Origin of the sequence: Azohydromonas aeria, assembly GCF_009760915.1 — a bacterium.
Taxonomy (GTDB): Bacteria; Pseudomonadota; Gammaproteobacteria; order Burkholderiales; family Burkholderiaceae_C; genus Azohydromonas; species Azohydromonas aeria.
The window spans coordinates 121,545-145,549 of the sequence record NZ_VIDQ01000008.1; the positions used below are offsets into that span (position 1 = coordinate 121,545).

At 70.9% G+C, this 24,005-nt stretch carries 25 protein-coding genes and 1 pseudogene; 14 read left to right on the forward strand and 12 right to left on the reverse strand.

What is annotated here, in order from left to right:
* The first annotated feature begins 28 nt into the window (after positions 1-28).
* From FJ694_RS07195 to FJ694_RS07220, 6 genes are all read left to right on the forward strand, one after another.
* A complete protein-coding gene (locus FJ694_RS07195; protein ID WP_157265436.1) occupies positions 29-685 on the forward strand; it encodes a response regulator transcription factor in 657 nt (218 codons plus the stop codon).
* Between the two features lie 316 nt (positions 686-1,001).
* Positions 1,002-1,976 carry a thiamine-phosphate kinase gene (gene thiL, locus FJ694_RS07200; protein WP_157265437.1) on the forward strand — a complete coding sequence of 325 codons (975 nt, stop codon included), beginning with the start codon at positions 1,002-1,004 and terminating at the stop codon, positions 1,974-1,976.
* Between the two features lie 115 nt (positions 1,977-2,091).
* Positions 2,092-2,583, forward strand: a complete 492-nt coding sequence (locus FJ694_RS07205) for a phosphatidylglycerophosphatase A family protein (protein WP_157265482.1) — start codon at positions 2,092-2,094, stop codon at positions 2,581-2,583.
* Positions 2,584-2,860: 277 nt separating this feature from the next.
* Positions 2,861-3,367 carry a CinA family protein gene (locus tag FJ694_RS07210; protein ID WP_157265438.1) on the forward strand — a complete coding sequence of 169 codons (507 nt, stop codon included), beginning with the start codon at positions 2,861-2,863 and terminating at the stop codon, positions 3,365-3,367.
* Positions 3,364-4,290: a 2-hydroxyacid dehydrogenase gene (locus FJ694_RS07215; RefSeq protein WP_157265439.1), complete on the forward strand. Its 927-nt coding sequence runs from the start codon at positions 3,364-3,366 to the stop codon at positions 4,288-4,290. The genes FJ694_RS07210 and FJ694_RS07215 overlap by 4 nt, the downstream gene beginning before the upstream one ends.
* Before the next feature lie 58 nt (positions 4,291-4,348).
* On the forward strand, positions 4,349-5,326 hold the full coding sequence (locus tag FJ694_RS07220) for a DNA-processing protein DprA (RefSeq protein ID WP_157265440.1): 978 nt from the start codon (positions 4,349-4,351) through the stop codon (positions 5,324-5,326).
* Positions 5,327-5,694: 368 nt separating this feature from the next.
* Here the strand turns inward: FJ694_RS07220 and holA are convergent, their stop codons facing one another.
* The 7 genes from holA to FJ694_RS07255 form a co-directional block, all read right to left on the reverse strand.
* A complete protein-coding gene (gene holA / locus FJ694_RS07225; RefSeq protein ID WP_157265441.1) occupies positions 5,695-6,735 on the reverse strand; it encodes a DNA polymerase III subunit delta in 1,041 nt (346 codons plus the stop codon).
* A gap of 2 nt (positions 6,736-6,737) precedes the next feature.
* Entirely contained in the window at positions 6,738-7,247 is a 510-nt protein-coding gene (locus tag FJ694_RS07230; protein ID WP_232539933.1) for an LPS-assembly lipoprotein LptE, read from the reverse strand.
* Between the two features lie 14 nt (positions 7,248-7,261).
* On the reverse strand, positions 7,262-9,889 hold the full coding sequence (leuS, locus tag FJ694_RS07235; protein WP_157265442.1) for a leucine--tRNA ligase: 2,628 nt from the start codon (positions 9,887-9,889) through the stop codon (positions 7,262-7,264).
* A 32-nt stretch (positions 9,890-9,921) separates the two neighbouring features.
* Positions 9,922-10,398 carry an ExbD/TolR family protein gene (locus tag FJ694_RS07240; RefSeq protein WP_157265443.1) on the reverse strand — a complete coding sequence of 159 codons (477 nt, stop codon included), beginning with the start codon at positions 10,396-10,398 and terminating at the stop codon, positions 9,922-9,924.
* A gap of 1 nt (position 10,399) precedes the next feature.
* On the reverse strand, positions 10,400-11,056 hold the full coding sequence (locus FJ694_RS07245) for a MotA/TolQ/ExbB proton channel family protein (RefSeq protein WP_232539934.1): 657 nt from the start codon (positions 11,054-11,056) through the stop codon (positions 10,400-10,402).
* Between the two features lie 24 nt (positions 11,057-11,080).
* A complete protein-coding gene (gene dapB / locus FJ694_RS07250) occupies positions 11,081-11,911 on the reverse strand; it encodes a 4-hydroxy-tetrahydrodipicolinate reductase (RefSeq protein WP_259373152.1) in 831 nt (276 codons plus the stop codon).
* An 82-nt stretch (positions 11,912-11,993) separates the two neighbouring features.
* Positions 11,994-12,539 (reverse strand): outer membrane protein assembly factor BamE, encoded by a 546-nt coding sequence (locus FJ694_RS07255; protein WP_198320744.1) that lies wholly within the window; start codon positions 12,537-12,539, stop codon positions 11,994-11,996.
* Between the two features lie 93 nt (positions 12,540-12,632).
* On the opposite strand from FJ694_RS07255, the gene fur reads away from it, so the two are divergent.
* Positions 12,633-13,061, forward strand: a complete 429-nt coding sequence (gene fur / locus FJ694_RS07260) for a ferric iron uptake transcriptional regulator (protein ID WP_157265446.1) — start codon at positions 12,633-12,635, stop codon at positions 13,059-13,061.
* A gap of 190 nt (positions 13,062-13,251) precedes the next feature.
* On the opposite strand, the gene hprK is transcribed toward fur, so the two are convergent.
* From hprK to hpf, 3 genes are all read right to left on the reverse strand, one after another.
* Positions 13,252-14,196, reverse strand: a complete 945-nt coding sequence (hprK, locus tag FJ694_RS07265; protein ID WP_157265448.1) for an HPr(Ser) kinase/phosphatase — start codon at positions 14,194-14,196, stop codon at positions 13,252-13,254.
* Between the two features lie 46 nt (positions 14,197-14,242).
* Positions 14,243-14,713, reverse strand: a complete 471-nt coding sequence (locus tag FJ694_RS07270; protein WP_157265450.1) for a PTS sugar transporter subunit IIA — start codon at positions 14,711-14,713, stop codon at positions 14,243-14,245.
* Positions 14,714-14,945: 232 nt separating this feature from the next.
* Complete coding sequence (hpf, locus tag FJ694_RS07275; RefSeq protein WP_157265452.1) at positions 14,946-15,284, reverse strand: ribosome hibernation-promoting factor, HPF/YfiA family; 339 nt, start codon at positions 15,282-15,284, stop codon at positions 14,946-14,948.
* A gap of 274 nt (positions 15,285-15,558) precedes the next feature.
* Between hpf and FJ694_RS07280 the strand changes: the two genes are divergently transcribed.
* The 5 genes from FJ694_RS07280 (at position 15,559) to FJ694_RS07300 (ending at position 20,883) form a co-directional block, all read left to right on the forward strand.
* Positions 15,559-16,341 (forward strand): Stp1/IreP family PP2C-type Ser/Thr phosphatase, encoded by a 783-nt coding sequence (locus tag FJ694_RS07280; protein ID WP_157265490.1) that lies wholly within the window; start codon positions 15,559-15,561, stop codon positions 16,339-16,341.
* A gap of 74 nt (positions 16,342-16,415) precedes the next feature.
* Positions 16,416-17,081 (forward strand): FHA domain-containing protein, encoded by a 666-nt coding sequence (locus FJ694_RS07285; protein ID WP_157265454.1) that lies wholly within the window; start codon positions 16,416-16,418, stop codon positions 17,079-17,081.
* Complete coding sequence (locus FJ694_RS07290; protein ID WP_157265456.1) at positions 17,081-17,908, forward strand: MBL fold metallo-hydrolase; 828 nt, start codon at positions 17,081-17,083, stop codon at positions 17,906-17,908. The genes FJ694_RS07285 and FJ694_RS07290 overlap by 1 nt, the downstream gene beginning before the upstream one ends.
* A 223-nt stretch (positions 17,909-18,131) precedes the next feature.
* Positions 18,132-18,665, forward strand: a complete 534-nt coding sequence (locus tag FJ694_RS37065) for a pilin (protein WP_157265458.1) — start codon at positions 18,132-18,134, stop codon at positions 18,663-18,665.
* Positions 18,666-19,119: 454 nt separating this feature from the next.
* Entirely contained in the window at positions 19,120-20,883 is a 1,764-nt protein-coding gene (locus FJ694_RS07300) for a PglL family O-oligosaccharyltransferase (RefSeq protein WP_232539935.1), read from the forward strand.
* A gap of 28 nt (positions 20,884-20,911) precedes the next feature.
* Here the strand turns inward: FJ694_RS07300 and moaC are convergent, their stop codons facing one another.
* Positions 20,912-21,397 carry a cyclic pyranopterin monophosphate synthase MoaC gene (gene moaC, locus FJ694_RS07305; RefSeq protein ID WP_157265462.1) on the reverse strand — a complete coding sequence of 162 codons (486 nt, stop codon included), beginning with the start codon at positions 21,395-21,397 and terminating at the stop codon, positions 20,912-20,914.
* A gap of 66 nt (positions 21,398-21,463) precedes the next feature.
* On the opposite strand from moaC, the gene FJ694_RS07310 reads away from it, so the two are divergent.
* On the forward strand, positions 21,464-23,062 hold the full coding sequence (locus tag FJ694_RS07310; protein WP_157265464.1) for a M48 family metalloprotease: 1,599 nt from the start codon (positions 21,464-21,466) through the stop codon (positions 23,060-23,062).
* 24 nt (positions 23,063-23,086) lie between these two features.
* Here the strand turns inward: FJ694_RS07310 and FJ694_RS07315 are convergent, their stop codons facing one another.
* Positions 23,087-23,437, reverse strand: a complete 351-nt coding sequence (locus tag FJ694_RS07315; protein WP_157265466.1) for a phage holin family protein — start codon at positions 23,435-23,437, stop codon at positions 23,087-23,089.
* Between the two features lie 232 nt (positions 23,438-23,669).
* Between FJ694_RS07315 and FJ694_RS07320 the strand changes: the two are divergent.
* Positions 23,670-24,005, forward strand: a pseudogene (locus FJ694_RS07320) (energy transducer TonB); the annotation flags it as partial.

Here is a 24,005-nt window from a genome sequence, read left to right on the forward strand (position 1 = left end):
CCCTTTTCCATCGCCGATACTTCCCAAGATGCTGCCTCCCCTTGGTCTCCCGATGGTGTACCTCGTCGATGACGAGGACGTGGTGCGCGACGCGCTGGCCTGGCTGCTGCGCTCGCGGCGGCTGCTCTCGGAGGGCTTCAACAGCGCCGAGGCCTTCGAGGCCATGCTCGACGCGCTGCCCGAGTCCTCGCGCGCGTCCTGGCCCGAGGCGCCGTCGTGCCTGCTGCTGGACGTGCGCATGCCCGGCGCCAGCGGCCTCACGCTCTTCGAGCGGCTGGCGGAGCGCGGCATCACGGCGGCGCTGCCGGTGATCTTCCTGACCGGCCACGGCGACGTGCCCACGGCGGTGGCGGCGGTCAAGCGCGGCGCCTTCGACTTCGTGGAAAAGCCGTTCTCGGACAACGCGCTGGTGGACCGCGTGGAGCAGGCGCTGGCGCTGTCGGCCGAGGCCATCAACCGCCGGCGCGAGGCGCAGGCGAAATCGCAGTCGCTGGCCGACCTGACCGAGCGCGAGCGCGACGTGATGCAGCTCGTGATCGAGGGCAAGCCCAACAAGCTCATCGCCAACGCGCTGGGCATCAGCGTGCGCACGGTGGAGGTGCACCGCGCGCGGCTGTTCGAGAAGATGAACGTGAAGTCCGCCGTCGAGCTGGCCAACCTGCTGCGCGAGCAGGGGCAGGGCTGACGAATGTTTTCCTGGCAGGCGCTGTATTCCGTTCGCCCTGAGGTATCGAAGGGTGGACGGCCCGAGCCGAAACGCTGCCATCGAAGCTTGAGAAGCCTCGAACGCAACCCGTCCGGACTGATGCTTCGATACCTCGGCACAGGGTGCGCTACGCGCGCCGAAGGCCGAATCCGGCAGGCTCGGATGCCCGCACACCGTGCGGGCCGTTCATCCTTCGATACCTCAGGACGAACGGGAAAGCGGTGTCTGATGAACGGGGAAACGGTGTCCGAGTCCCTTTCCGTTCCCATCCCTTTTCTGTCTTCATCCCCCTGACATGTCCCTCGGCGAATTCGACCTGATCGCGAAGTTCTTCAAGCGCCCGGTGCAGCGCGCCGCGCTCGGCGTGGGCGACGACTGCGCCCTCTTCGCCCATGCGCCGGGCATGCAGCTGGCGGTGTCCAGCGACATGCTGGTGGAGGGCCGTCACTTCCTCTCCACCGTGGCGCCGGCGCGGCTGGGCCACAAGGCGCTGGCGGTGAACCTGAGCGACCTGGCCGCCTGCGGCGCGCGGCCGCTGGCCTTCACCCTGGCGCTGGCGATGCCCAAGGCCGATGCCGCCTTCCTGGAAGGCTTTGCCAGCGGCATGTTCGCGCTGGCCGACGAGCACGGCATCGAACTCGTGGGCGGCGACACCACGGCCGGGCCGCTGAACATCTGCATCACCGTCTTCGGCGAGGTGCCCGCCGGCCAGGCGCTGCTGCGCTCCGGCGCGCGCGCCGGCGACGACCTGTGGGTCAGCCACCCGCTGGGCGGCGGCATCGGCGACGCGCGCCTGGCGCTGGAGGTGTTCCGCGGCCGCGCCACGCTCGACGGCTGGGACTTCGAGACCGTGCGCCGCGCCATGGAGCAGCCGCGCCCGCGCGTGGCGCTGGGCCAGGCGCTGCGCGGGCTGGCGCACAGCGCCATCGACCTCAGCGACGGCCTGATCGGCGACCTCGGCCACGTGCTGCGCGCCTCGAACGTGGGCGCGCGCGTGGACGCCGATGCGCTGCCGCGCAGCACGGTGCTGGCCGGGCAGCCGCGCGCGGTGCAGCTCGAATGCGGCCTGGCCGGCGGCGACGACTACGAGCTGCTGTTCAGCGCCGCGCCCGCCGCGCGCACGGCCGTGCTCGACGCCGCGCGCCGCGTCGGCGTGGGCGTGATGCGCATCGGCGAGCTGCAGGCCGAGCCGGGGCTGCGCCTGGTGGACGGCTACGGCACGCCGCTGCGCATCGACTTCGCGGCCTTCGACCATTTCCTGACTGCATGAGCGCCGCCGCACGGCCGCTCCGAAGGCGGCGCTCCGTCCCCCTCGGGGGGACCGCGCGCAGCGCGAGGGGGCCCCAGTGAACACCGGCGCCCCGCGCCGCGCCAGCGCGCGCTTCATGCTGGCGCACCCCGCGCACTGGATCGCCCTGGGTTTCGGCAGCGGGCTCTCGCCCAGGGCGCCGGGCACGGTGGGCACGCTGTGGGCGTGGGTGAGCTTCCTGGTGCTGGACCAGTGGCTGACCAGCGCGCAATGGGGCTGGGTGCTGCTGGGAAGCGTGTTCGTGGGCTGGTGGGCCTGCACGCGCACGGCGCAGCACCTGGGCACCGGCGACCCGGGCGCGATCGTGTGGGACGAGGTCATCGCCTTCTGGGCCGTGCTGTGGCTCGCGATGCCCATGGGACTTGCCGGGCAGGCCGTGGCCTTCGGCCTGTTCCGCTTCTTCGACGCCGCCAAGCCCGGGCCGGTCGGCTGGGCCGACCGCCTGTTCAAGAGCCACGAGAACCGCCCGCCGGGCTGGGCGCAGGGCTTCGGCATCCTGGTTGACGACGTGGTGGCGGCCTTCTGCACGCTGCTGGTGATCGCGCTGTGGCGGCGCTTCGTGATGTGACTTCAGGGGTACTGTCCGCCCAACGGCACGGGTGGCCCGCACCCCACTTCGTCATTCCCGCGAAGGCGGGAATCCAGGCGGTCCCTAGGTCAGCCGCAAGCCCGTGCGCAGCGCCTGCCGTGCCTTGAGCCTTGCTGAGCCTACCGATCAGCTACCGGCTGCTTGGGGGCCGCCTGGATCCCCGCCTGCGCGGGGATGACGAAGTAGTAGGCGTGGCGTGCCAGTCACTGGCCGACGCCTCTTTCGACTTTTCACTGGACTCCCGGAGACCCTGTCCATGAACGTCCTCGAAGACCTGGAACCGCAGGTGCGCGCCCTGGGCGCCGCATTGCGCGCGCGCGGCTGGCGGCTGGTGACGGCCGAGAGCTGCACCGGCGGCCTGATCGCCGCGTGCTGCACCGCCGTGGCCGGCTCCAGCGACTGGTTCGAGCGCGGCTTCGTCACCTACAGCAACGAGGCCAAGACTGAGTCGCTGGGCGTGCCGGCGTCGCTGATCGGCGCCCACGGCGCGGTGAGCGAGGCCGTGGCGCGCGTGATGGCCACCGGCGCGCTGGCGCACGCCCATGCGCAGCTGGCGCTGGCCGTCACCGGCATCGCCGGCCCGGGCGGCGCGGTGCCGGGCAAGCCGGTGGGCACGGTCTGGCTGGCCTGGGCGCAAGCCGACGGCCACGTCGGCGCCGAGCTGCTGCATCTGCCCGGCGACCGCGGCGCCGTGCGCGCGGAAACCGTGCTCCGTGCCCTGGAGCGCGCCCTCGCCTGCTGCGCCGCGGAGCCCGCGCCGTGAAGCTCGCCCTGGTGGGCCAGCTCGGCGCCGGCGAGCGCCGCGCCTGGCAGGACGCGCTGGCGCAGGCGCTGCCCGAAGCGCGATGGGTCGAGGCCGCGCCCGGCGCCGAGGTGGACGTGGCGCTGGTGGCCAACCCGTCGCCGGGCCGGCTGCAGGGCCTCCAGGGCCTGAAGCTGATCCAGTCGCTGTGGGCCGGCGTGGACCGGCTCCTCGCCGACGCGACGCTGCCCGCGGGCGTGCCGATCGCGCGCATGGTCGATCCCGCCATGAGCGCCGCCATGGCCGAAACGGCGCTGTGGGCGGTGCTGTCGCTGCACCGGGGCTTCTTCGACTACGCGCGGCAGCAGCGCGAGGCGGTGTGGCGGCAGCTGCCGCAGCGCCGCGCCGACGAGGTGCGCGTGGCGGTGCTGGGGCTGGGCGAGATGGGCGCGACCGCAGCGCGGCGGCTCGTGTCCCAGGGCTACCGCGTGGCGGGCTGGAGCGCGCGGCCGCGGGAGGTTCCAGACGTCGAATGCCTGCACGGCGACGCCGCGCTGCCGGTGCTGCTGGCGCGCAGCGACGTGGTCGTGAACCTGCTGCCGCTGACTGCCGCCACGCGCGGGCTCTTCGATGCGCAGCGGCTGGCGCTGTTGCCCGAAGGCGCGAGCCTGGTGAACCTGGCGCGCGGGGGTCACGTGGTCGAGGCCGACTTATTGGCCGCGCTGGATTCGGGCCACTTGCGGCACGCCGTGCTGGACGTGTTCCAGGCGGAGCCGCTGCCAAGTGAAAACCCCTTCTGGCGCCACCCGCGCGTCACGCTGCTGCCGCACGCCGCGGCCCTGACGGATGCGCGCAGCGCGGCGGCGGTGGCGGCGGCCAACGTGCGGGCGGTGCTGGCCGGGGACACGCCGGCGCATCGGGTGGAAATCCGGCGCGGGTATTGACCGGCGGATTGGCGGGCGTGGCGCTTGCCCCGGGAGTTTTCCCAGGCAGGTGCTCCAAATGACCGACGGTTTGTCCCCCAATACCCGCGCGATCCTGCTGCTGACCGGGCCGCTGCTGGGCGGCCGCGGCGCCGCGCCCTCCGAACTGCTGAAACTGGCCGAGTACAACGCCCTCGCCCGCCACCTGCGGGAAATGAAGCGGCAGCCGGCGGATTTCCTGGGGTCGGACGCCGAAGAGCTCATCCAGAACTGCCGCGCCGTGATCGACGAAACCCGGCTGCGCTGGCTGCTGGGTCGCGGCTTCGTGCTGGAGCAGATCGTGGAGCGCTGGAACGCCCGGAACATTTGGGTGCTCAGCCGCGCCGATGCCGAATACCCCAGGCGCTTCAAGGCGCGCTTGCGGGAAAACGCTCCCGCGGTGATTTACGGCTGCGGCGACGTCAACCTGCTCAATACCGGCGGCCTGGCCGTGGTCGGCTCGCGCCATTTAGATGACGCGCTGGTGGACGACACGATGTCGATATGCCGCCTGGCGGCGCAAGCCGGCAAGACGCTGGTTTCCGGCGGCGCCCCGGGCATCGACCAGATTGCCATCGGCGCCGCGCTGCGCGCCGGCGGCCGGGTCAGCGCCGTGATGGCGGACAGCCTGGCCAAGGCCGTCTCGAACCGCGAATACAAGAACCCGCTGCGCGATGGCCAGATGGTGCTGATGTCGCCCTACGACCCCAACGCCACCTTCAATTCCAGCCTGTCCACCCAGCGCAACAAGCACATTTATGCGCTGGCGGATGTGGGGCTGGTGATGAGCGCGAGTTTCAGGAAGGGGCAGACCTGGGCGGGGGCGGTGGAGCAACTCACCAAGCTGGAATTTGTGCCGATGTACGTTTGGGGAGCGAATTCCGAAGGATTGGAGGGGTTGAAAACAAAAGGAGCAGTGATTTGGCCGGAAATTCAGGATGCGAAAGCGCTTGAAGTTTTGTTTACTGCCGTATTTGCTCCCTTGATGTCTTCACAAACCAGCCTGCCTCTGCAATGACCAATTGCCTTGCGGCCAAGAGTTCCTTCTGAATTCGCAATTCGGAAGAATATTGCGATAAGAAGAAGTTGCCGCGAATTGCAGCCAGTTTGGCAGCCACGCTCGACGCTTGCCTGATTCTTGTCAATTTGTCATATCGGCGAGTGAACAAGCGCTTTGCGCAAGCCGGTAGGAGGCCCGCTTGCGGGCCGAATTATTGTTTGCTCTGATGTGGATTGGCCCGCAAGGGGTTTCCTGTCGATATTTTGAAAGGCATTATTTTAATAAAGAGCTAAATAAAATATCAAAGCAAAAAAGTGGCGTCGATATTTTGAAAAACACCTTTCCCATTGATCCAGGGCATTGAACGCCTGGATCAATGGAATTTTCTACTTCAACCCCCTCATCACCATCACCGCCAATTTCTGCAACCCATCCCACGGCTCCGCCGGCCATTCCGGGTGTTTCAGCCCCTTGACCAGCCCATCGCAAATCCGCGCCGCCGTCAGCCATTCGGTAAGCAGGGCGTCGTTGACCCGCGGCAGCGCCCGCTCGAAGAGCCGCTCGCGCGGCCCCCAGGCGCGCGCCTCGCGCAGCGCCATCGGCAGCGGCTTGCCCTGGGCCAGCGCATCGCGCCCGCGTTTCAGCGCCCGGATGTCCTCGGCGATGGTCCAGTGCACCAGCACGGCGGCCTCGCCTTCCGCCCGCAGCCCGGTCAGCATGCGCAGCACCCGCGGCGCGTTGCCGGAGAGCACCGCCTCGCTGAGCTTGAAGACGTCGTAGCGCGCCACGTTCAGCACCGCCTGCTCGACCTGCTCGAAGCCGAGTTCACCCGCCGGGTACAGCAGCGCCAGCTTCTCCACCTCCTGGTGCGCCGCCAGCAGGTTGCCCTCGACGCGGTCGGCGAAGAAGGCGAGCGTGCGCTCCCCCTCCTCGCCCGGCGCCACGCGCTGGCCGTGCGCGCCCATGCGCCGCGCGATCCAGGCCGGCAGCTCGCGCCGCTCCACCGGGTCGATGCGCAGGCTGATGCCCGCGCCGTCCAGCGCCGTGAACCACGCCGACTGCTGCTGCTGCCGGTCCAGCCGCGGCAGGTGCACCAGCGTCAGCACGTCCGGGTTCAGCTGCTCGCAGTAGCGCTGCAGCGCCACGGAGCCGTCCTTGCCCGGCTTGCCCGAGGGGATGCGGATCTCGATCAGCTGCCGGCTGGCGAACAGGCTCATCTCCTGCGCCGCGCCCAGCAGGCTGCTCCAGTCGAAGTAATTCCCGCTGACGGTGAAGACCTGCCGCTCGCCGTAGCCGGCCGCGCGCGCCGCGGCGCGGATGGCGTCGGCCGCCTCCTGCATCTGCAGCGGCTCGTCGCCGTACAGCGTGTACAGGGGCCTCAGGCCCTGCGCCAGGTGCCCGGCCAGGGCCTGCGAACGCAACTGCACGGCTACAGCTCCCGCACGCCTTCGAGCCGGCGCAGCACCTGCTGCACCATGTCCTCTTCCAGCGACTGGTAGATGTCCACCTGCTCCTGCTCCTTGGCCAGGGCGATCTGCTCGTTGTAGCTGTTGGCGCGCGTGAGCAGCAGCTCCGTGGGCGGCACCAGCGGCTTGCCGGCGCGCGTGCTCAGCCGCCACGTGAAGCGCACGCGCAGCAGGAACTCGCGCACCTGCCCGAAGCCGGTGGTCACGGAGATGGCGCGCTCGCGCCGCTCCAGCAGCGACTCCAGCACCACCTGCGCCTGCTGCGGCGCGTCCACCACCGTGACGTCGGCGGGCAGGCTGCGCAGCAGCGTCGCGGCCATGGGCGAGCGCGGCGCGAAGCCCACCAGCGCCAGGCTCTGGAAGGCCAGCGGCTGCGGGCGCCGCGGCGCGAAGCCGCAGCCCCCCAGCAGCAGCGGGGCCGGCAGCGCGGCGGTGGCGGCGGTGGTCAGCAGCAGCGATCGGCGCTTCATCATCACGCGGCGCGCCTTCAGACCACCACGTTGACCAGGCGGCCCGGCACCACGATCACCTTCTTCGGCGCCTTGCCTTCAGCGAACTTCTGGAAGTCGGGGCTGGCCAGCGCCGCGGCCTCGATCGCCGCCTTGTCCGCGCCCGCGGCCACGCTGATGGCGCCGCGCAGCTTGCCGTTGACCTGCAGCACCAGCTCGATGCGGTCCTGCACCAGCGCGGCTTCGTCCACCTGCGGCCAGGGCGCGTCGATCAGCTCGCCCAGCTCCCCGGCATAGCCGAGGTCTTGCCACAACACGTGCGTCAGGTGCGGGCACGCCGGGTACAGCGCGCGCAGCAGCGTGGAAAAAGCCTCGCGCTGCACGGCCGCGGCGGCCGCGCCCTCGCCCTTGAAGGACTCCAGCGCGTTGAGCAGCTTCATGCAGCCCGACACCACGGTGTTGTATTGCATGCGCTCGTAGTCGTACGAGACCTGCTTGAGCACCAGGTGCACCTCGCGGCGCAGGGCGCGCGCGGCGTCGTCCGTGGCCTGCGCGGCGTCGCCGCCGGCGCGCAGGGCCTCGGCGTTCTTCACGCCGTAGCCCCACACGCGCTTGAGGAACCGGTGCGCGCCCTCGACGGCCGCGTCGTTCCACTCCAGCGTCTGCTCCGGCGGGGCGGCGAACATCACGAACAGGCGCGCCGTGTCGGCGCCGTACTGCTCGATGAGCTGCTGCGGATCGACGCCGTTGTTCTTGCTCTTGCTCATGGTGCCCACGCCTTCGTAGGTCACCTCGGAGCCGTCGGACTTCAGCTTCGCGCCGACGATCTTGCCGCCGGCATCGAGCACGTTCTCGACCTCGTGCGGCCAGAAGTACTCGATGCCGCCCTTCTCGGTGCGGCGGCTGTAGATGTGGTTGAGCACCATGCCCTGCGTGAGCAGGCGCTGGAACGGCTCATCGACCTCGACCAGCTTCAGGTCGCGCATCACCTTGGTCCAGAAGCGCGCGTACAGCAGGTGCAGGATCGCGTGCTCGATGCCGCCGATGTACTGGTCCATCGGCATCCAGTACTTGGTGCCGCCGGCCACCATCGCCTCGGGGTTGGTCGGGTCGCAATAGCGCATGAAGTACCACGAGCTGTCCACGAAGGTGTCCATCGTGTCGGTCTCGCGGCGCGCGTCGCGGCCGCAGCAGGGGCAGGCGACGTTGAGGAAGTCGGCGCGCTTGTTCAGCGGGTTGCCGCTGCCGTCGGGAATGCAGTCCTCCGGCAGCACCACCGGCAGGTCCTTCTCCGGCACCGGGACGGCGCCGCAGGACTCGCAGTGGATGACGGGAATAGGCGTGCCCCAGTAGCGCTGGCGGCTGATGCCCCAGTCGCGCAGCCGCCAGGTGGTCTTCTTCTCGCCCAGGCCTTTACTCGCCAGCAGCTCGGCGACCTTGTCCACCGCGGCCTTGTAGGACAGGCCGTCGAGCACGCCGGAGTTGACGCACGTGCCGCGCTGCTTGTCGCCGTACCACTCGGCCCAGGCCTGGTCCGAGAAGGCCTCGCCCTCGACGGCGACGACCTGCCGGATCGGCAGGCCGTACTTGAGCGCGAAGGCGAAATCGCGCTCGTCATGCGCCGGCACGCCCATCACGGCGCCGTCGCCGTAGCTCATGAGCACGTAGTTGCCGACCCAGACTTCGACCTGCGCGCCGGTGAGCGGGTGCGTGACGAACAGGCCCGTGGGCTGGCCCTTCTTCTCCTGCGTGGCCAGCTCGGCCTCGGTGGTGCCGCCGTGCTTGCACTCGTCGATGAAGGCGGCAAGCGCCGGGTTCGTCGCGGCGGCATGCGTGGCCAGCGGGTGCTCCGGCGCCACGGCGCAGAAGGTCACGCCCATGATCGTGTCGGGGCGGGTCGTGAACACGAACAGCTTGCCGTCCTGGATCAGCGCGCCGGAGGCATCGCGGATGTCGTGCGGGAAGGCGAAGCGCACGCCCTCGCTCTTGCCGATCCAGTTCTCCTGCATCAGCTTCACGCGCTCGGGCCAGCCGGGCAGGCCGTTTTGCACGTGCTGCAGCAGCTCCTCGGCGTACTGGGTGATCTTCAGGTAGTAGCCCGGGATCTCGCGCTTCTCGACCGGGGCGCCGGAGCGCCAGCCGCGGCCGTCGATGACCTGCTCGTTGGCCAGCACCGTCTGGTCCACCGGGTCCCAGTTCACGACCTGGGTGCGGCGCTCGCAGATGCCGGCTTCGAGCATCTTCAGGAACAGCCACTGGTTCCACTTGTAGTAATCGGGCTTGCAGGTGGCTATTTCTCGAGACCAGTCGATCGCCAGGCCCAGCGCCTGCATCTGGCCCTTCATGTACTCGATGTTCGAGTACGTCCACTGCGCGGGCGGCACCTGGTTCTTCATGGCCGCGTTCTCCGCGGGCAGTCCGAAGGCATCCCAGCCCATGGGCATCAGCACGTTCCAGCCGTTCATGCGCAGCTGGCGCGCGAGCATGTCGTTGATCGTGTAGTTGCGCACATGGCCCATGTGCAGCTTGCCGCTGGGGTACGGCAGCATCGAGCAGGCGTAGAACTTGCGCTTGCTCTCATCCTCGACGACGCGGTAGGCGTCGCGCGCGTTCCAGTGCGCTTGGGCGGCCGACTCGACCTCGGCGGGGACGTACTTTTCGTTCATGGGCCGGGATTGTAGGAGCCGGCCCGAGGCCCCTATTTCGGGGACGGGGCCGCGGCGGCGGCGCCCGCCGCAGCGCCTGCGGTTGCGCCCTCCGCGCGCGGCGGCTCGGTGACGAAGCCGATGCGCGTGAGGCCGCTGCCCTGGACCAGCGCCAGCAGCTCGGCCACGCGGCCGTAGGGCACGGCCCGGTCGGCGCGCAGCTGCACTTCGGGCTGCGGCTCGCGCTTCGCGGCCTGCGCCAGGCGCTCCTTCAGGGCGGCTTCGTCGTCCACCGGCTGCTCGTCGAGGTAGCGCCGCCCCTGCGCGTCCAGCGCCAGGGCCAGCGCCGGCACGTCGGCGCCGGGCGGGCCTTCGGCCTGCGGCAGGTCCAGCCGCAGCCGCGAGGTGAGCAGCGGCGCGGTGACGATGAAGATCACCAGCAGCACCAGCATCACGTCGATCAGCGGCGTCATGTTGATGTCGCTCATCGGCTTGGCCGGCTTCTTCGCCTCCAGCCGCCCGAAGGTCACTTCAGGACTCCCGGGCCGCGTCGAGCATCAGCTCGCGCAGGTCGTGGGCGAAGCCTTCGAGCTCGGCCTCGCAGCCCGCCGCCCAGCGGCCGAACACGTTGTAGGCGAGCACGGCGGGAATCGCCACGGCCAGGCCGGCGGCCGTCATCACCAGCGCCTCGCCCACCGGGCCGGCCACCGCGTCCAGGCCGGCCGTGCCCTCGGCGGAGATGCCCAGCAGCGCGTGGTAGATGCCCCAGACCGTGCCGAACAGGCCGATGAACGGGGCCGTCGAGCCGATCGAGGCCAGCGCCACCTGCCCGCCCTGCAACTGGGCGAGCACCCGGTGCAGCGCGTCGCGCAGCCGCCGCGTGAGCTGCGAGTCGGCATGGCCGTGGCTTTCGAGCGTGCCGCCGCGCGCGCCGGCCTGCGCCGCGTCGAGCAGCGGCAGCAGCAGCTGCTCGCGGTCCAGCTGCGCCAGGCGCTCGCGCGCCGTGGGCAGCGCGGGCGCGGCCCAGAACGCGGGCACGCCGCGCGCGAGGTCGGCCGTGGCGCGGCGCAGCAGCCAGCCCTTCCAGAGGATCAGCACCCAGGCCACCACCGACATCAGCAGCAGCAGCGCCGCCACCGCGCGGATGATGGCGTCGCTGCGCGCCCAGAACTCCTGCAGGCCTTCCACCGGCGGTGCCGCTCGGCTTGCGCGTCAGGCGCCCAGGCCCAGCACCGCTTCCATGCCGAACAGGCCCTGCGGCTGCCCGGCCAGGAAGCGCGCCGCGCGCAGGCTGCCCTGGGCGTAGGTGGCGCGGCTGCTGCTCTTGTGCGTGATCTCGATGCGCTCGCCGGTGCCGGCGAACAGCACGGTGTGGTCGCCGACGATGTCGCCGCCGCGCACCGTGGCGAAGCCGATGGTGCTGGGGTCGCGCTCGCCGGTGACGCCCTCGCGGCCGTACACGGCGCACTCCTTGAGGTCGCGGCCCAGCGCCGCGGCGACGACCTCGCCCATCTTCAGCGCGGTGCCGCTGGGCGCATCGACCTTGTGGCGGTGGTGCGCCTCGATGATCTCGATGTCGTAGCCCTGGCTCAGCGCGCGCGCGGCCATGTCCAGCAGCCGCAGCACCACGTTCACGCCCACGCTCATGTTGGGCGCCATGACGATGGAGACGGCTTGCGCGGCCTCGGTGATCTCGGCCTTCTGCGCGTCGGTGAAGCCGGTGGTGCCGATGACGAGCTTCACGCCCAGCTCGCGGCACACCGCCAGGTGCGCCAGCGTGCCCTCGGGGCGGGTGAAGTCGATGAGCACCTGCGCGTCGCGCAGGCCTTCGTGCAGGTCGGCCACGATGGGCACGCCCGACGGGCGGCCGAGGAAGGCGGCGGCGTCCTGGCCCAGTGCGGGGCTGCCGGGCACGTCCAGCGCGCCGGCGAGCCGGCAGTCGTCGGCCTGCATCACGGCCTCGATCAGCATGCGGCCCATGCGGCCGGAGGCGCCGGCGATGGCGATGCGCAGCGGCGTGGCGGAGGGGTTCGACGAGGCCACGGCGGCTCCTGTGGAAACTGAAGGGAAGGAAGAGGACACGGAAACGGTCGAGCGAAGCGGGCCAGCCCGGCGGCGGGCCGGCTCAGGGCTCCAGCGGCGGGTACGCGCGCATGGCACCCGTGGGCGCGGCAGGCGCGCTGGCCTCGGCGGGCTTGGGCGCCGGCAGCCTGGCGCGCTGCTCCGGCGTGAGCTCCAGCACCGGCAGCTTCGACGGCAGCCTGGCGGTGCTGATGGAGGAGACGAACTCCTGCTCCGAGGGCAGGTCCTGCGCGGTGTCCAGGCGCTGCAGCCGCTCGCCTTCGAACCAGGCGGTGATGCTGCGGCGCTGCGGCTCGGCGCCGGAGCGGCGGATGGTGAAGATGTAGTCCCAGCGGTCGGCGTGGAACACGTCGGTGAGCAGCGGCGAGCCCAGGATCTCGCGCACCTGCTGGCGCGTCATGCCCGGCTGCACGGCGGCGGCCTGCTCGCGCGTGACCACGTTGCCCTGCACGATCTCGATGCGGTAGGGCGTGATGACGCCAAGCAGCTTGTTGTCCGAGGTCTGCAGCGAGGAGCAGCCGGCAATCGAGCCGGCGGCCAGCAGCACGGCGGGCAGGCGTGTGAAGAGGCGATGCATGGGGGTGGGCATGGGCCTGCGCCGGACCGGGCCGCGCAGGCTGGCTATGATCCGGCCATTCTACTGGCCCCCTTTCGGGGGCTTGCCTGCATCGAGAGAGCCGTCATGACGCATGCCGATGAACTCAAGAGCAGCGGCCTGAAGGCGACGCTGCCCCGTATCAAGATCCTGGAGGTGTTCCAGAAGGCCGAGCAGCGCCACATGACGGCTGAAGACGTCTTCAAGGCGCTGCTGACCGAGGGCGCCGACATCGGCCTGGCCACCGTGTACCGCGTGCTGATGCAGTTCGAGCAGGCCGGGCTGCTGACGCGCAGCCATTTCGAGTCGGGCAAGTCGGTGTTCGAGCTCAACGAGGGCCAGCACCACGACCACCTGGTGTGCCTGACCTGCGGCCGCGTCGAGGAGTTCTTCGACCCCGAGATCGAGCGCCGCCAGCGCGCCGTGGCCGAGGCCCGCGGCTTCGCCATCCACGACCACGCCCTGGCGCTCTACGCCACCTGCACCAAGCAGGACTGCACGCACCGGCCGAAGTGAGGGCTGGTCCTTCAAAGGGCGGCGGACTCTTGATCCGTTCGCCCTGAGGTATCGAAGGGCGAATCCGACAGGCTCGGATGGCAGCCGCACAGCCAGGGCCGTCATCCTTCGATACCTCAGGACGAACGGGAAAGACACGGCCTCGCGGATTCGTCCATGGAGAGTCAGCCAGGACGAACGGAATGCTTGCTCAGCGCTGCATCGCCTTCTGGTGGCGTTGGATGAACTCGTTGTAGGTGTCGATGCCGCGCAGCTGCAGGATGGTGTTGCGCACCGCCGCTTCGACCAGCACGGCCAGGTTGCGCCCGGCGTCCACGGCGATGACGACCTTGCGCACGGGCACGCCCAGGATCTCCTCGTACAGCGGCTCGTAGGGCAGGCGCTCGAACTCGCGCTCCAGCGTCTCGCGGCGCACCAGGTGCACGATGAGCTTGAGCTTCATCTTCCGCCGCACCGCCGTCTCGCCGAAGATGGCCTTGATGTCGAGCAGCCCGATGCCGCGCACTTCCAGCAGGTTGAGCAGCAGCTCGGGGCAGCGGCCCTCCAGCGCGTTCTGCGCCGTGCGGTGGATGTCCACCGCGTCGTCGGCCACCAGGCCGTGGCCGCGCGAGATCAGCTCCAGCCCCAGCTCGCTCTTGCCCAAGCCGGACTCGCCGGTGAGCATCACCCCGAGGCCCAGGATGTCCATGAACACGCCGTGGCGCGTGGTGCGCTCGGCGAAGAGCTGGCCCAGGTAGCCGCGCAGCACGTCGATGACGTGGCCGGCCGACTCCTTGGAGGCGAACAGCGGGATGCCCGCGCGCTCGCACAGCCGCAGCATCACTTCCGGCGGCGGCTGGTCGTCGGCCACCACCACCATGGGCGGCTCCAGCGTCAGGATGCGCGTGGCGCGGCGCTCCTGCACCTCCGCCGGCACGGCCGTGAGGTAGCGCACCTCGCGCTCGCCCACGATCTGCACGCGGTAGGGGTGGATGTAGTTCAGGAAGCCGACCAGGTCGGCCGAGGAATGCGCCGCGCGCACCGCGGCCTCGTCGAAATGGCGCTCGGGATGGGCGTGGCCGGCCACCCACTCCCAGCGCAGCGCCTTGCGGTGTTCCTCGAACAGCGCCTCGGCGCTGACGGCGATGGGTTTCATGCGGCGTTCGCTCTAGGGAAGGAGCCGCATCGCCGGGGTCGACGCGTCAGGCCACCGATTTGAGCGGCTCCCAGTTCTGGATCAGCTTGTGCAGCGCGGCGGCGTCGGGCTCGGCCTTCAGGCGCTCGCGCAGCTCGCGGTCGCTGAGCATCTCGGCGATCTCCGAGAGGATCTCCAGGTGCCGCTGCGTCGCCGCCTCGGGCACCAGCAGGAAGATCAGCAGGCTCACCGGCTCGTCGTCCGGCGCGTCGAAGGGAATGGCGTGCTGCACGCGCAGCACCGCGGCCAGCGGGTTCTTCAGGCCCTTGATGCGGCCGTGCGGAATGGCCACGCCGTGGCCCAGGCCGGTCGAGCCCAGGCGCTCGCGCGCGAACAGGTTGTCCGACACCGTGGCGCGGGCAATGGCGTGCTGGTTCTCGAACAGCAGTCCCGCATGCTCGAAAACCCGCTTCTTGCTGGTGGCTTCCACGTTCACCAGCACGTTGGCGGCAGGCAGGATGGCGGCGAGACGGTTCATGATGCTTTCTCCGCAGCGCAGGTCTTCCGGGCGATTGCGGAGACTGTGACAGGGCGTTCGATTATAGGAACCCCTCTTGTCAAGCACCCCGAGTGGGTCCCCCCGGCGGGGGCGTTGTTGCGTGAATGCTGCGCACAACGCCCATCCTCCATACAGCAAAAAGCGGCCCCGCGGGGCCGCTCGGTTGCGGAGCCCGCAGGCTCCAGGTCCGGGCGCGCAGGCCCGGCCTCGATCAGACGCTGGCGGTCATGCGCTTGACCGACGTGTGGTGGTGCTCCTGGGTGCGGTCCTTGTGGCGCATCACCTGGCGGTCCAGCTTGTCCATGAGCTGATCGATGGCGGCGTACAGGTCCTCGTGCGATTGCTCGACGAAGATGTCGCGGCCCTTGACATGCAGCGTCACCTCGGCGCGTTGGCGACGGTCCTTTTCCTTGGACTTGTCAATCGCCAGCAGCACGTTGACATCGACCACCTGGTCGAAATGCCGCGTGACCCGCTCCAGCTTCGTCAGCACGTATTCGCGCAGGGCCGGGGTCACGTCGAGATGGTGTCCGCTGATCGTCAGATTCATCAGTTCCTCCTTTCGGAAGGGTTGCTACCGAACGGGCCGGTGACCGCAGCACCGCTGTCCCGTTGAACCCAGTTTGCCCCCGCGCCCGGGTGGTGACAAGTTGATGACAGTACGGTTTGGCGGCGCTTTCCGGTAAGAGTTGACGCAGCGCAAGCGCTTGCGCAAGACACCGGGAATCGCGGCTTGATGCGACATTTGCCACCGACTGGGCGCCGCACTCGCCGCCGAGGCCTGCGCCGGCGCGGCACAATGGCCCGCTGACCTCATGCACACCATGAACCCCGAGTTCTTCAGCGCCATCGACACCGGCCGCGCGCGCAGCAACAACGAGGACGCGGTGGCACTGGACGAGGCCGCGGCGCTGGCGGTGCTTGCCGACGGCATGGGCGGCTACAACGCCGGCGAGGTCGCCAGCGGCATGCTCACCACGCAGCTGCGCAGCGAGCTCGGCCGCTGGCTGCAGCAGGCCGCGCACGCCGCCTCCGACCAGGAAGTGCGCCGCGCCATGGAGCTGTGCGTGGGCCAGGCCAACCGCGCCATCTTCGAAGCCGCGCGCGCCAACCCGCAATACGCCGGCATGGGCACCACGCTCGTCATGCTCGTGTTCCGCGGCGGCCACGTGCTCAGCGGCCATGTCGGCGACTCGCGCGCGTACCGGCTGCGCGGCTCGCGCCTGATGCGCCTCACCCGCGACCACTCGCTGCTGCAGGAACAGATCGACGCCGGGCTGATCACGCCCGAGCAGGCTGCCTTCAGCGCCTACAAGAATCTCGTGACGCGCGCCGTGGGCGTGGAGGAGCGCGTGGCGCTGGAGACGCAGCTGCACGAGCTCCAGCCCGGCGACCTCTACCTGCTGTGCTCCGACGGCCTGTCCGACATGCTCGACGACAGCGCCATCGCCGAGATCCTGCTGGCCCACACCGAGCTGGCCCAGGCCGGGCGCGCGCTGGTGGACGCGGCCAACCAGGCGGGGGGAAAAGATAACATCGCCGTGATCCTGGCCCGCGTGCCGGGGGCCGCGGCGACGTCACGCTCCTGGTGGCCGTTCAAGCGCTGACAGCGCCGCTCGCAACACTTGCCCGCCGGGCGCGCCCCTACCGCCGACGCCAGCCACACGAGGACAAGACAAGCATGGGCAAACTGGTCGTCTCACTCGACGGCGTGGTGATCAAGCAGGTCGAGCTCACCAAGGACAAGACGACGCTGGGGCGGCGTCCCTACAACGACATCGTCATCGACAACCTCGCCGTCAGCGGCGAGCACGCCGTGCTGCAGACCGCGGGCGACCTGGTCTTCATCGAGGACCTCAACAGCACCAACGGCACTTACATCAACGGCCGCGCCATCCGCCGCCAGCAGCTCGCGCACAACGACACGGTGGAGATCGGCAAGTACAAGCTGCGCTACCTGGGGCACGAGGCCGGCCCCGACTTCGAACGCACCCAGGCGCTGCGCGCGCCCGCCCCTTCGGGCTTCGCGCACACCGCGCCGCTGCCCGGCGCGGGCAGCCCGATGCCTGGCGGCGCCGAGCTGCCCGTGGCCACGCTCAAGGTGCTCAACGGCAATGCCGCCGGACACGAGGCGCAGCTCGGCAAGATCGTCACCACCGTGGGCAAGCCCGGCGTGCAGGTGGCCAGCATCACGCGCCGGCCCAGCGGCTACGTGCTCACCCACGTCGAAGGCAGCGCCCGGCCCAGCGTCAACGGCGCGCCGCTGCAGGCCGACACCGCGCCGCTGCGCGACGGCGACGTGATCGAGCTCGCCGGCACGCAGATGCTCTTCTCGCTGCAACGCTGATGGACACCGGCGCGAACCGCGGCGCGCCGCACCCCGCTGCCCCGGTGCTCAACGTCCGCGTCCTGGGCTGCGCCGGCGCCATCGCCGCGGGCAGCTTCACCACGTCCTTCCTGCTCGACGGCGACGTGCTCGTCGACGCCGGCACCGGCGTGGGCACGCTCACGCTGGAGGAGCTCGCGCGCATCGACCACATCCTGCTGAGCCACTCGCACCTGGACCACGTGCTGGGCGTGCCGCTGCTGGCCGACAGCGTGATGCGGCTGCGCGCCGCCGCGGGCCGTCCGCCCATCGTCGTGCACGCACTGGCCGAGACGCTGCAGGTGCTGCGCGAGCACGTCTTCAACAACCGCATCTGGCCCGACTTCACGCGGCTGCCCACGGCGCAGGCGCCGGTGCTGGTGCTGCGGCCCTTTGCCGTGGGTGACGTGCTGGCCCTGGGCGCGCGCCGCGTGGAGGTGCTCAGCGCCAGCCACACGGTGCCGGCGGTGGGTTTTGCCGCCCGCGCCGCCGAGGGCGCGCGCTGCTGGGTCTTCACCGGCGACACCGGGCCCGACGAGGGGCTGTGGCAGCGCCTGGCGCAGCTGCCGGTGGCGCACCTGGTGATCGAAACCTCGTTCTGCGACGAGGAGGCGGCGCTGGCGCGGCTGAGCCGCCACCTGTGCCCGGCGTCGCTGGCGGCGCTGCCGCTGCAGCGCCTGGCAGCACCCGCGCAGCTGCACATCACCCACGTCAAGCCCGGCGAGGTCGATACCGTGATGGCGCAGATCCGGCGCCACGGGCTGCAGGCGCGCGCGCTGCGCAGCGGCGACGTGTTCGAGATCGGCTGACTCCGGGATGGCCCGGGCCGCCCGGGCGCGCGGTTCCTGCCGTTTGTCCGGAGGGCAGCCGCGGCGCGCCGGCTCCAGCATCGCGGCACCGGCGCGGCCGCCGTGGGGCTTCACCAGGAGTCGTCTTGCCCTCCACGCGCCGCTGCCGTGCCGGCCGCAGCCCGGCGCGCCGTACCGGCGCTGGCGCCACGACACACCGTCCAAGCCGAAGGAGGAAGTCTCCATGCGCAGCACCTGTCGTCGCCGTATTGCTCCCCACTCCTGCCGCCAGCGCCAGCGCCGTCACGCGGCGCGCCGGCAGCGCCAGCCGGGCTTCACGCTCATCGAGCTGATGATCGTGGTCGCGATCATCGGCATCCTGGGCGCGGTGGGCTTGCCGCTCTACCAGAACTACATCGTCAAGGCCCGCGTGGGCAACGCGCTGCGCTCGGTGGACGCCGTCAAGACGGCAGTGGGCGTGTGCATCCAGGAGCAGGGCGGCGTGCTGGCCGGCTGCAACGCCGGCAGCCGCGGCGTGCCGACCTTCACGCCGACCAAGGAAGTCACCTCGGCCGCCATCACCGACGGCGTGATCGTGGCCACGCTGTCCAGCGGCGTAGGCGCGGGCGTGGACGGCAAGACCATCACCTTCACCCCGTCCGCGGGCAGCAGCAGCGTGGTCTGGACCAACACCACCACCATCACCCATGCCGAGGCGCGCACGCTTGTCGAGCGCAACAACCCGCCGGCCGCGGCGGCTTCCGGCGCCGCGTCCTGAAGGGCCGGGCAAGGCGGCCAGCCGTTTCGGGCGCCGCCGACTCCCGCTGCTTCGTTTCATGAAGGCTGCTTCGGCAGCCTTTTTCATGGCCGCGCGCAGGTTGCCCACAACCTTGTTCACGGGCGGCGCCAGGAAGGTTCGGCGCCGCCACCGCGTCCACAACCATCTCCATCGATACCAACCTCATGAAGTGATCGTGGTGGTAGAGACCGGCCCGGTCTGTGGACAACCGGTTTTTTCCCTGAGTTTTCAACAGCTTGTGCAAATCACAAGGCTGTGGGCGCGGCGGCGGGATCAGTTCTGCCCAAAACACAACAACTTCCCGTTGGCGGGCCTGGCATGTGGACAAGGCCGAGTTGTCCAGATCACTGTCCACAGCCTTGTGCAACGCGGTGCGCGGGGGTGCCGGAGCTTCTTGCTAGAGTCCCGCCGCCTTCCCTGGAGCCGTGCATCCGTGTCCCTGAAACCCTTTCCCGCGCTGTCCCTGGCGGCGCTGCTGGCCTGCTGCGTGCCGGCGCTGGTCGCGTTCAACCTGCCGCCCTCGGCGACCTTCTTCAACCAGGCCGCGGCGCTGGGTTTGTGGGGCGTGTTCGCGGCCGTGCTGGGCGCGCCGCGCTGGCGCGACGGGACGCGTGCGGGCAGCGCGCTGCTGGCGGCGCTGGCGGTGCTGGCGCTGTGCGTGCTGTGGTCGGCCGCGGTGGCGCTGCCGGCCAGCCTGGCGGCTTCGTCGCTGGGGATACTGCTGGCGGCGCTGCTGCTGGCCTGGTCCGGCGCGTCGCTCGCGCCGGCGGCGCGTGCCGCGGCGCTACAGGCCTTCTGCCTGGGCTGGGTGGTGGTAGGCGTGCTCAGCAGCCTGATCGCGCTGGTGCAGGTGTTCGCCCCCGGCTGGGCCGACGGCGTGCTCGTCGCGCGCTCAGGCTTCGCGGGCCGCGCCGTGGGCAACCTGCGGCAACCGAACCACCTGAGCACGCTGCTGCTGTGGTCGCTGGTGGCGCTGGTGCCGCTGCGCGAATCCGGACGGCTGCGCACGCCGCTGGCGGTGGGGCTGGGCGCGCTGATGGTGGCGGGCATCGAGCTCTCGGGCTCGCGCACCGGGACGCTGGGCGTGCTGCTGCTGGCGCTGTGGGGCCTGGCCGACCGGCGCCTGTCGCGCCCGGGCCGGCTGCTGCTGGTGGGCGCGCCGCTGTTCTACGCGGTCTGGGCGTTCACGCTCAAGGTGCTGCAGCCCGGCGGCGCCGCGCTGGGGGCGGCGACGCGGCTGGGCGAGGCCGACGTGTCGGGCTCGCGCTTCGGCATCTGGCGCAACACGCTGGAGATGATCCGGCAGCAGCCCTGGAGCGGCGTGGGCTTCGGCGAGTTCAATTTCGCCTGGACGCTGACGCCCTTCCCCGGCCGCCCGGTGGCCTTCTTCGACCACACGCACAACCTGGCGCTGCAGTTCGCGGTGGAGCTGGGCTTGCCGCTGGCGCTGCTGGTGCTGGCGCTGCTGGCGCTGGCGCTGTGGCAGGTCGGGCGGCGCAGCTGGTTCACGCCCGGCGCCGAGGGCGCTGCGCTGCGCGCCGGCTTCGTGATGCTGTTGCTCTCGGCCGTGCACAGCCAGCTGGAGTACCCGCTGTGGTACGCCTATTTCCTGATGCCGATGGCCTGGGTGGCCGGTGCCTGCCTGGGGGCGCGCGGGTCGGAAGCAGCGCCGGCGGCGGCGACGGCGGCGGATTCAGCGCCAAATACGCGCGTCACGCTTGCGGCGCGGCTGCCAGGCCTGGTGCTGGCCGTGGGCGCGCTGTGGGCGCTGGTGGACTACTCGCGCGTGGTGGCCATCTTCGCGCCTACGCCGGACGCCGGCCCGCTGGCGCAGCGCATCGAGGCCGGGCAGCGCAGCACCTTCTTCGCCCACCATGCCGACTACGCCGCCGCGACCACCGCGGCGGGGGCGTCGCCCGCGGCCGTGCTGCCGGCATTCGGCCGCGCCACGCATTTCCTGCTCGACACGCGGCTGATGCAGGCCTGGGCTGAGACGCTGGCCGACGCCGGCCAGCTCGACCACGCCCGCCACGTCGCGCAGCGGCTGCGCGAATTCCACTACCCGCAATCGGAACCCTACTTCGCGCCCTGCGACGACGACTCGCTGCTGGAGCCGGGGGAGCCGAAGCCTTATCAGTGCGAGGCGCCGGGGAAGGTGTTGGGGTGGAGGGATTTCCTGGACGTGGACGGCAAATAGGGCGTGCCGCGCCGTGGCGGCTTCGGGCTCAGGTCTGGGCCGCCACCCAATGCCCCGACTTCCCCCCGATCTTCTCCAGCAGCCGGATGTCGGACATCACCATGCCCTTGTCGGCCGCCTTGCACATGTCGTAGATGGTCAGGAGGCCGACCTGCACCGCGGTCAGCGCCTCCATTTCCACGCCGGTGACGCCCACCGTCTCGGCCTGCACGGTGCAGTGCACGCCGGGCAGGTTCTCGTCGATGTCGAGTTCCACCGCCACGCGCGTCAGCGGCAACGGGTGGCACAGCGGGATCAGGTCGGCGGTGCGCTTGGCGGCCTGGATGGCGGCGATGCGGGCGATGCCCAGCACGTCACCCTTCTTGGCGGTGCCTTCGCGGATCAGCGCCAGCGTTTCGGGCTGCATGCGGATGCGGCCGGTGGCGCGCGCCACGCGGTGCGTCGCGGCCTTGGCCGAGACGTCCACCATGTGGGCCTGGCCCTGGCTGTCGAAGTGGGTGAGCGAGTTGTTCATGGGTTGAAACCTGGCAGCAAAAGGGCGGTGCGATCATAGCCAGCCCTTCCTGTCCATCCCGCGCCCGTGAAACACCCCCTGGCTGCTCCCGTTCTCGTCGCCGCGCTGGCCCTGGCCGCGCTGCCGGCGGCCGCGCCCCGGGCGCAGACCGCGCCCGCGTCGTCCTCGCTGCCCGCGCTGGGCGACTCGGTGTCGGGCGAGTTCAGCGTCGATGCCGAGCGGCGCCTGGGCGAACAGATCATGCGCGAGGTGCGCCCCGACCCGGCTTACCTCGACGACCCGCTGCTGCTCGACTACGTGCAGTCGCTGTGGCAGCCGCTGGTGGCCGCGGCGCGCCGCCGCGGCGAGATCGGCGCCGACATCGACCGCGCCTTCGCCTGGGAGACCTTCCTGGTGCTGGACCGCAGCGTCAACGCCTTCGCGCTGCCCGGCGGCCACGTGGGCGTGCACCTGGGGCTCATCGCCATGACGGCCAGCCGCGACGAGCTCGCCGCGGTGCTGGCGCACGAGCTCTCGCACGTCACGCAGCGCCACATCGCGCGCAGCATCAGCGCGTCCTCGCGCCAGTCGATGGTGGGGCTGGCGGCCATGATCGTGGGCGTGCTGGCCTCGGCGCGCACCGGCAACGCCGCCATGGCGCAGGCGGCGGTGGTAGGCGGTCAGGCGGCCATGGTGCAGGGCCAGCTGAACTACTCGCGCGACATGGAGCGCGAGGCCGACCGCGTCGGCTACGGCGTGCATAGCGACGCCGGTTTCGCCAGCGCCGGCATGGCCGGCATGTTCGAGAAGCTGGAGCACGCCAATCGGCTCAACGACAGCAACAACTATCCCTACCTGCGCTCGCACCCGCTGACCACGGAGCGCATCGGCGAGGCGCGCGCGCGCGTGCAGGCCAACGCGCATGCCGCGCGCAACGCGCCGCCCGACGGCGCCTTCGAGCACGCGCTGGCGCAGGCCCGCGCGCGCGTGCTGATGGACTCCAGCGTGCAGGCGCTGCGCCGCGCGCAAGCGCAGCAGCCCGGGGCCGACGCCGCGCCGGCGCAGCGCCTGGGCCTGCTCTACGGCCAGGCGCTGGCCGCGACGCTGCTGCGCGAGTTCGACGCCGCCGACGCGGCGCTGGCCGCGGCCGAGGGGCTGCTGCAGCGCGAGGCGCCGCCGGCGGCGCGCGGCGCCGACGCGGCGCAGTGGCTGCAGCTGCTGCGCGTGCAGTCGCTGCTGGCGCGCGGCGACGGGCGCGCGGCGCTGCAGCAGATGCAGGCGCTGCCCGAAGGCGGCGGCTCGCGTCCGCTGCTGCTGTGGCGCGCGCAGGCCGCGCTGGGCGCGGCGCGCGCCGGCGGGGCGCCTGAGCCGCTGCGGCGCAGCACCGAGGCGCTGCAGACCTGGGTAGCCGAGCACCGCGACGACGCCGGCGCCTGGCAGGCGCTGGCGCAGAGCGCCGGCCAGCTCGGCCTGAAGCTGCGCTCGGTGCGCGCCGAGGCCGAGGCGCGCGCGGCGCTGGGCGACGTGCCCGGCGCGGTGGACCGGCTGCGCGCCGGCCAGCAGCTCGCGCGCAGCGGGGCGGCACCGGCGGATTTCATCGAGGCTTCGATCATCGACGCGCGGCTGCGCGAGATGGAAGCGCGCCGGCGCGAGATCGAGGCGGAGATGCGCAACCAGCGCCAGTGAGCGCCGCGGACGGCGGCGCGGCGCTCAGTCCCCGAACACCGACTCCATCGCCGAGTCGATGACCATGCCGCACAAGCTGTAGATCAGCGAGCCCACCAGCGCCGCGCCGAAGCCCGTGACGCTGAAGCCCGACAGCACCGAAGCCGCGGCCCAGAACGTGATCGCGTTGATCACGAACAGGAACAGCCCCAGCGTCAGCACCGTCACCGGCAGCGTCAGCAGCACCAGCAGCGGCCGCACCACGGTGTTGAGCAGCCCAAGCACCAGCGCCGCCACCATGGCCGCACTGAAGCTCGCCACCGTGACGCCCGGGTAGAGATAGGCCACCAGCAACAGCGCGGCAGCCAGCAACAGCCAACGGACCAGCAGTTTCATGCGGCCAAGCATAGCCGCGGCCCGCACCGTGCCCGCGCCGCATCGCGGCCGCGGCTGCGCTCGATCAAGACCCAGGCAAGGCGCCACCGCGCCGGCACCGCGCGGCGCGGCTGCGCCAGTGGCAACGGTTTCTTGAGACTTCTAAAGAAAACGCTTGATTGAGAATAATTCGTGTTTAGAATGGGCACAAACCCTCATACAACGTGTGCCCATGTCGACCGCGGACTTATCGATGAAGCTGCCCCCGCTGCCTGCCGGGCATCCCGAGCCGATGTCGGCCAACGCCCGCCGCGCGCTGGGCCTGGGCATGCTGGCGGCGCACGTGGCGCTCGGCTGGGGGCTGCTGCAGCTGGAGCCGGTGCGCGAGGCCATCGGCGAGGTGCTGCCGATCACGGTGGACTTCATCGCCCCGCCCGCCCCCGTGCCCGCGCCGCCCCCGCCGCCGCAGCCGAAGCCGCGCGTGCAGCCGAAGCCGACGCCGGCGCCCAAGCCCGTGATTGCCGCCGCCCCGACGCCCGCGCCGCAGCCGCCGGTGTTCACCGCGCCACCGCCGCCGCCCGAGCCGCCG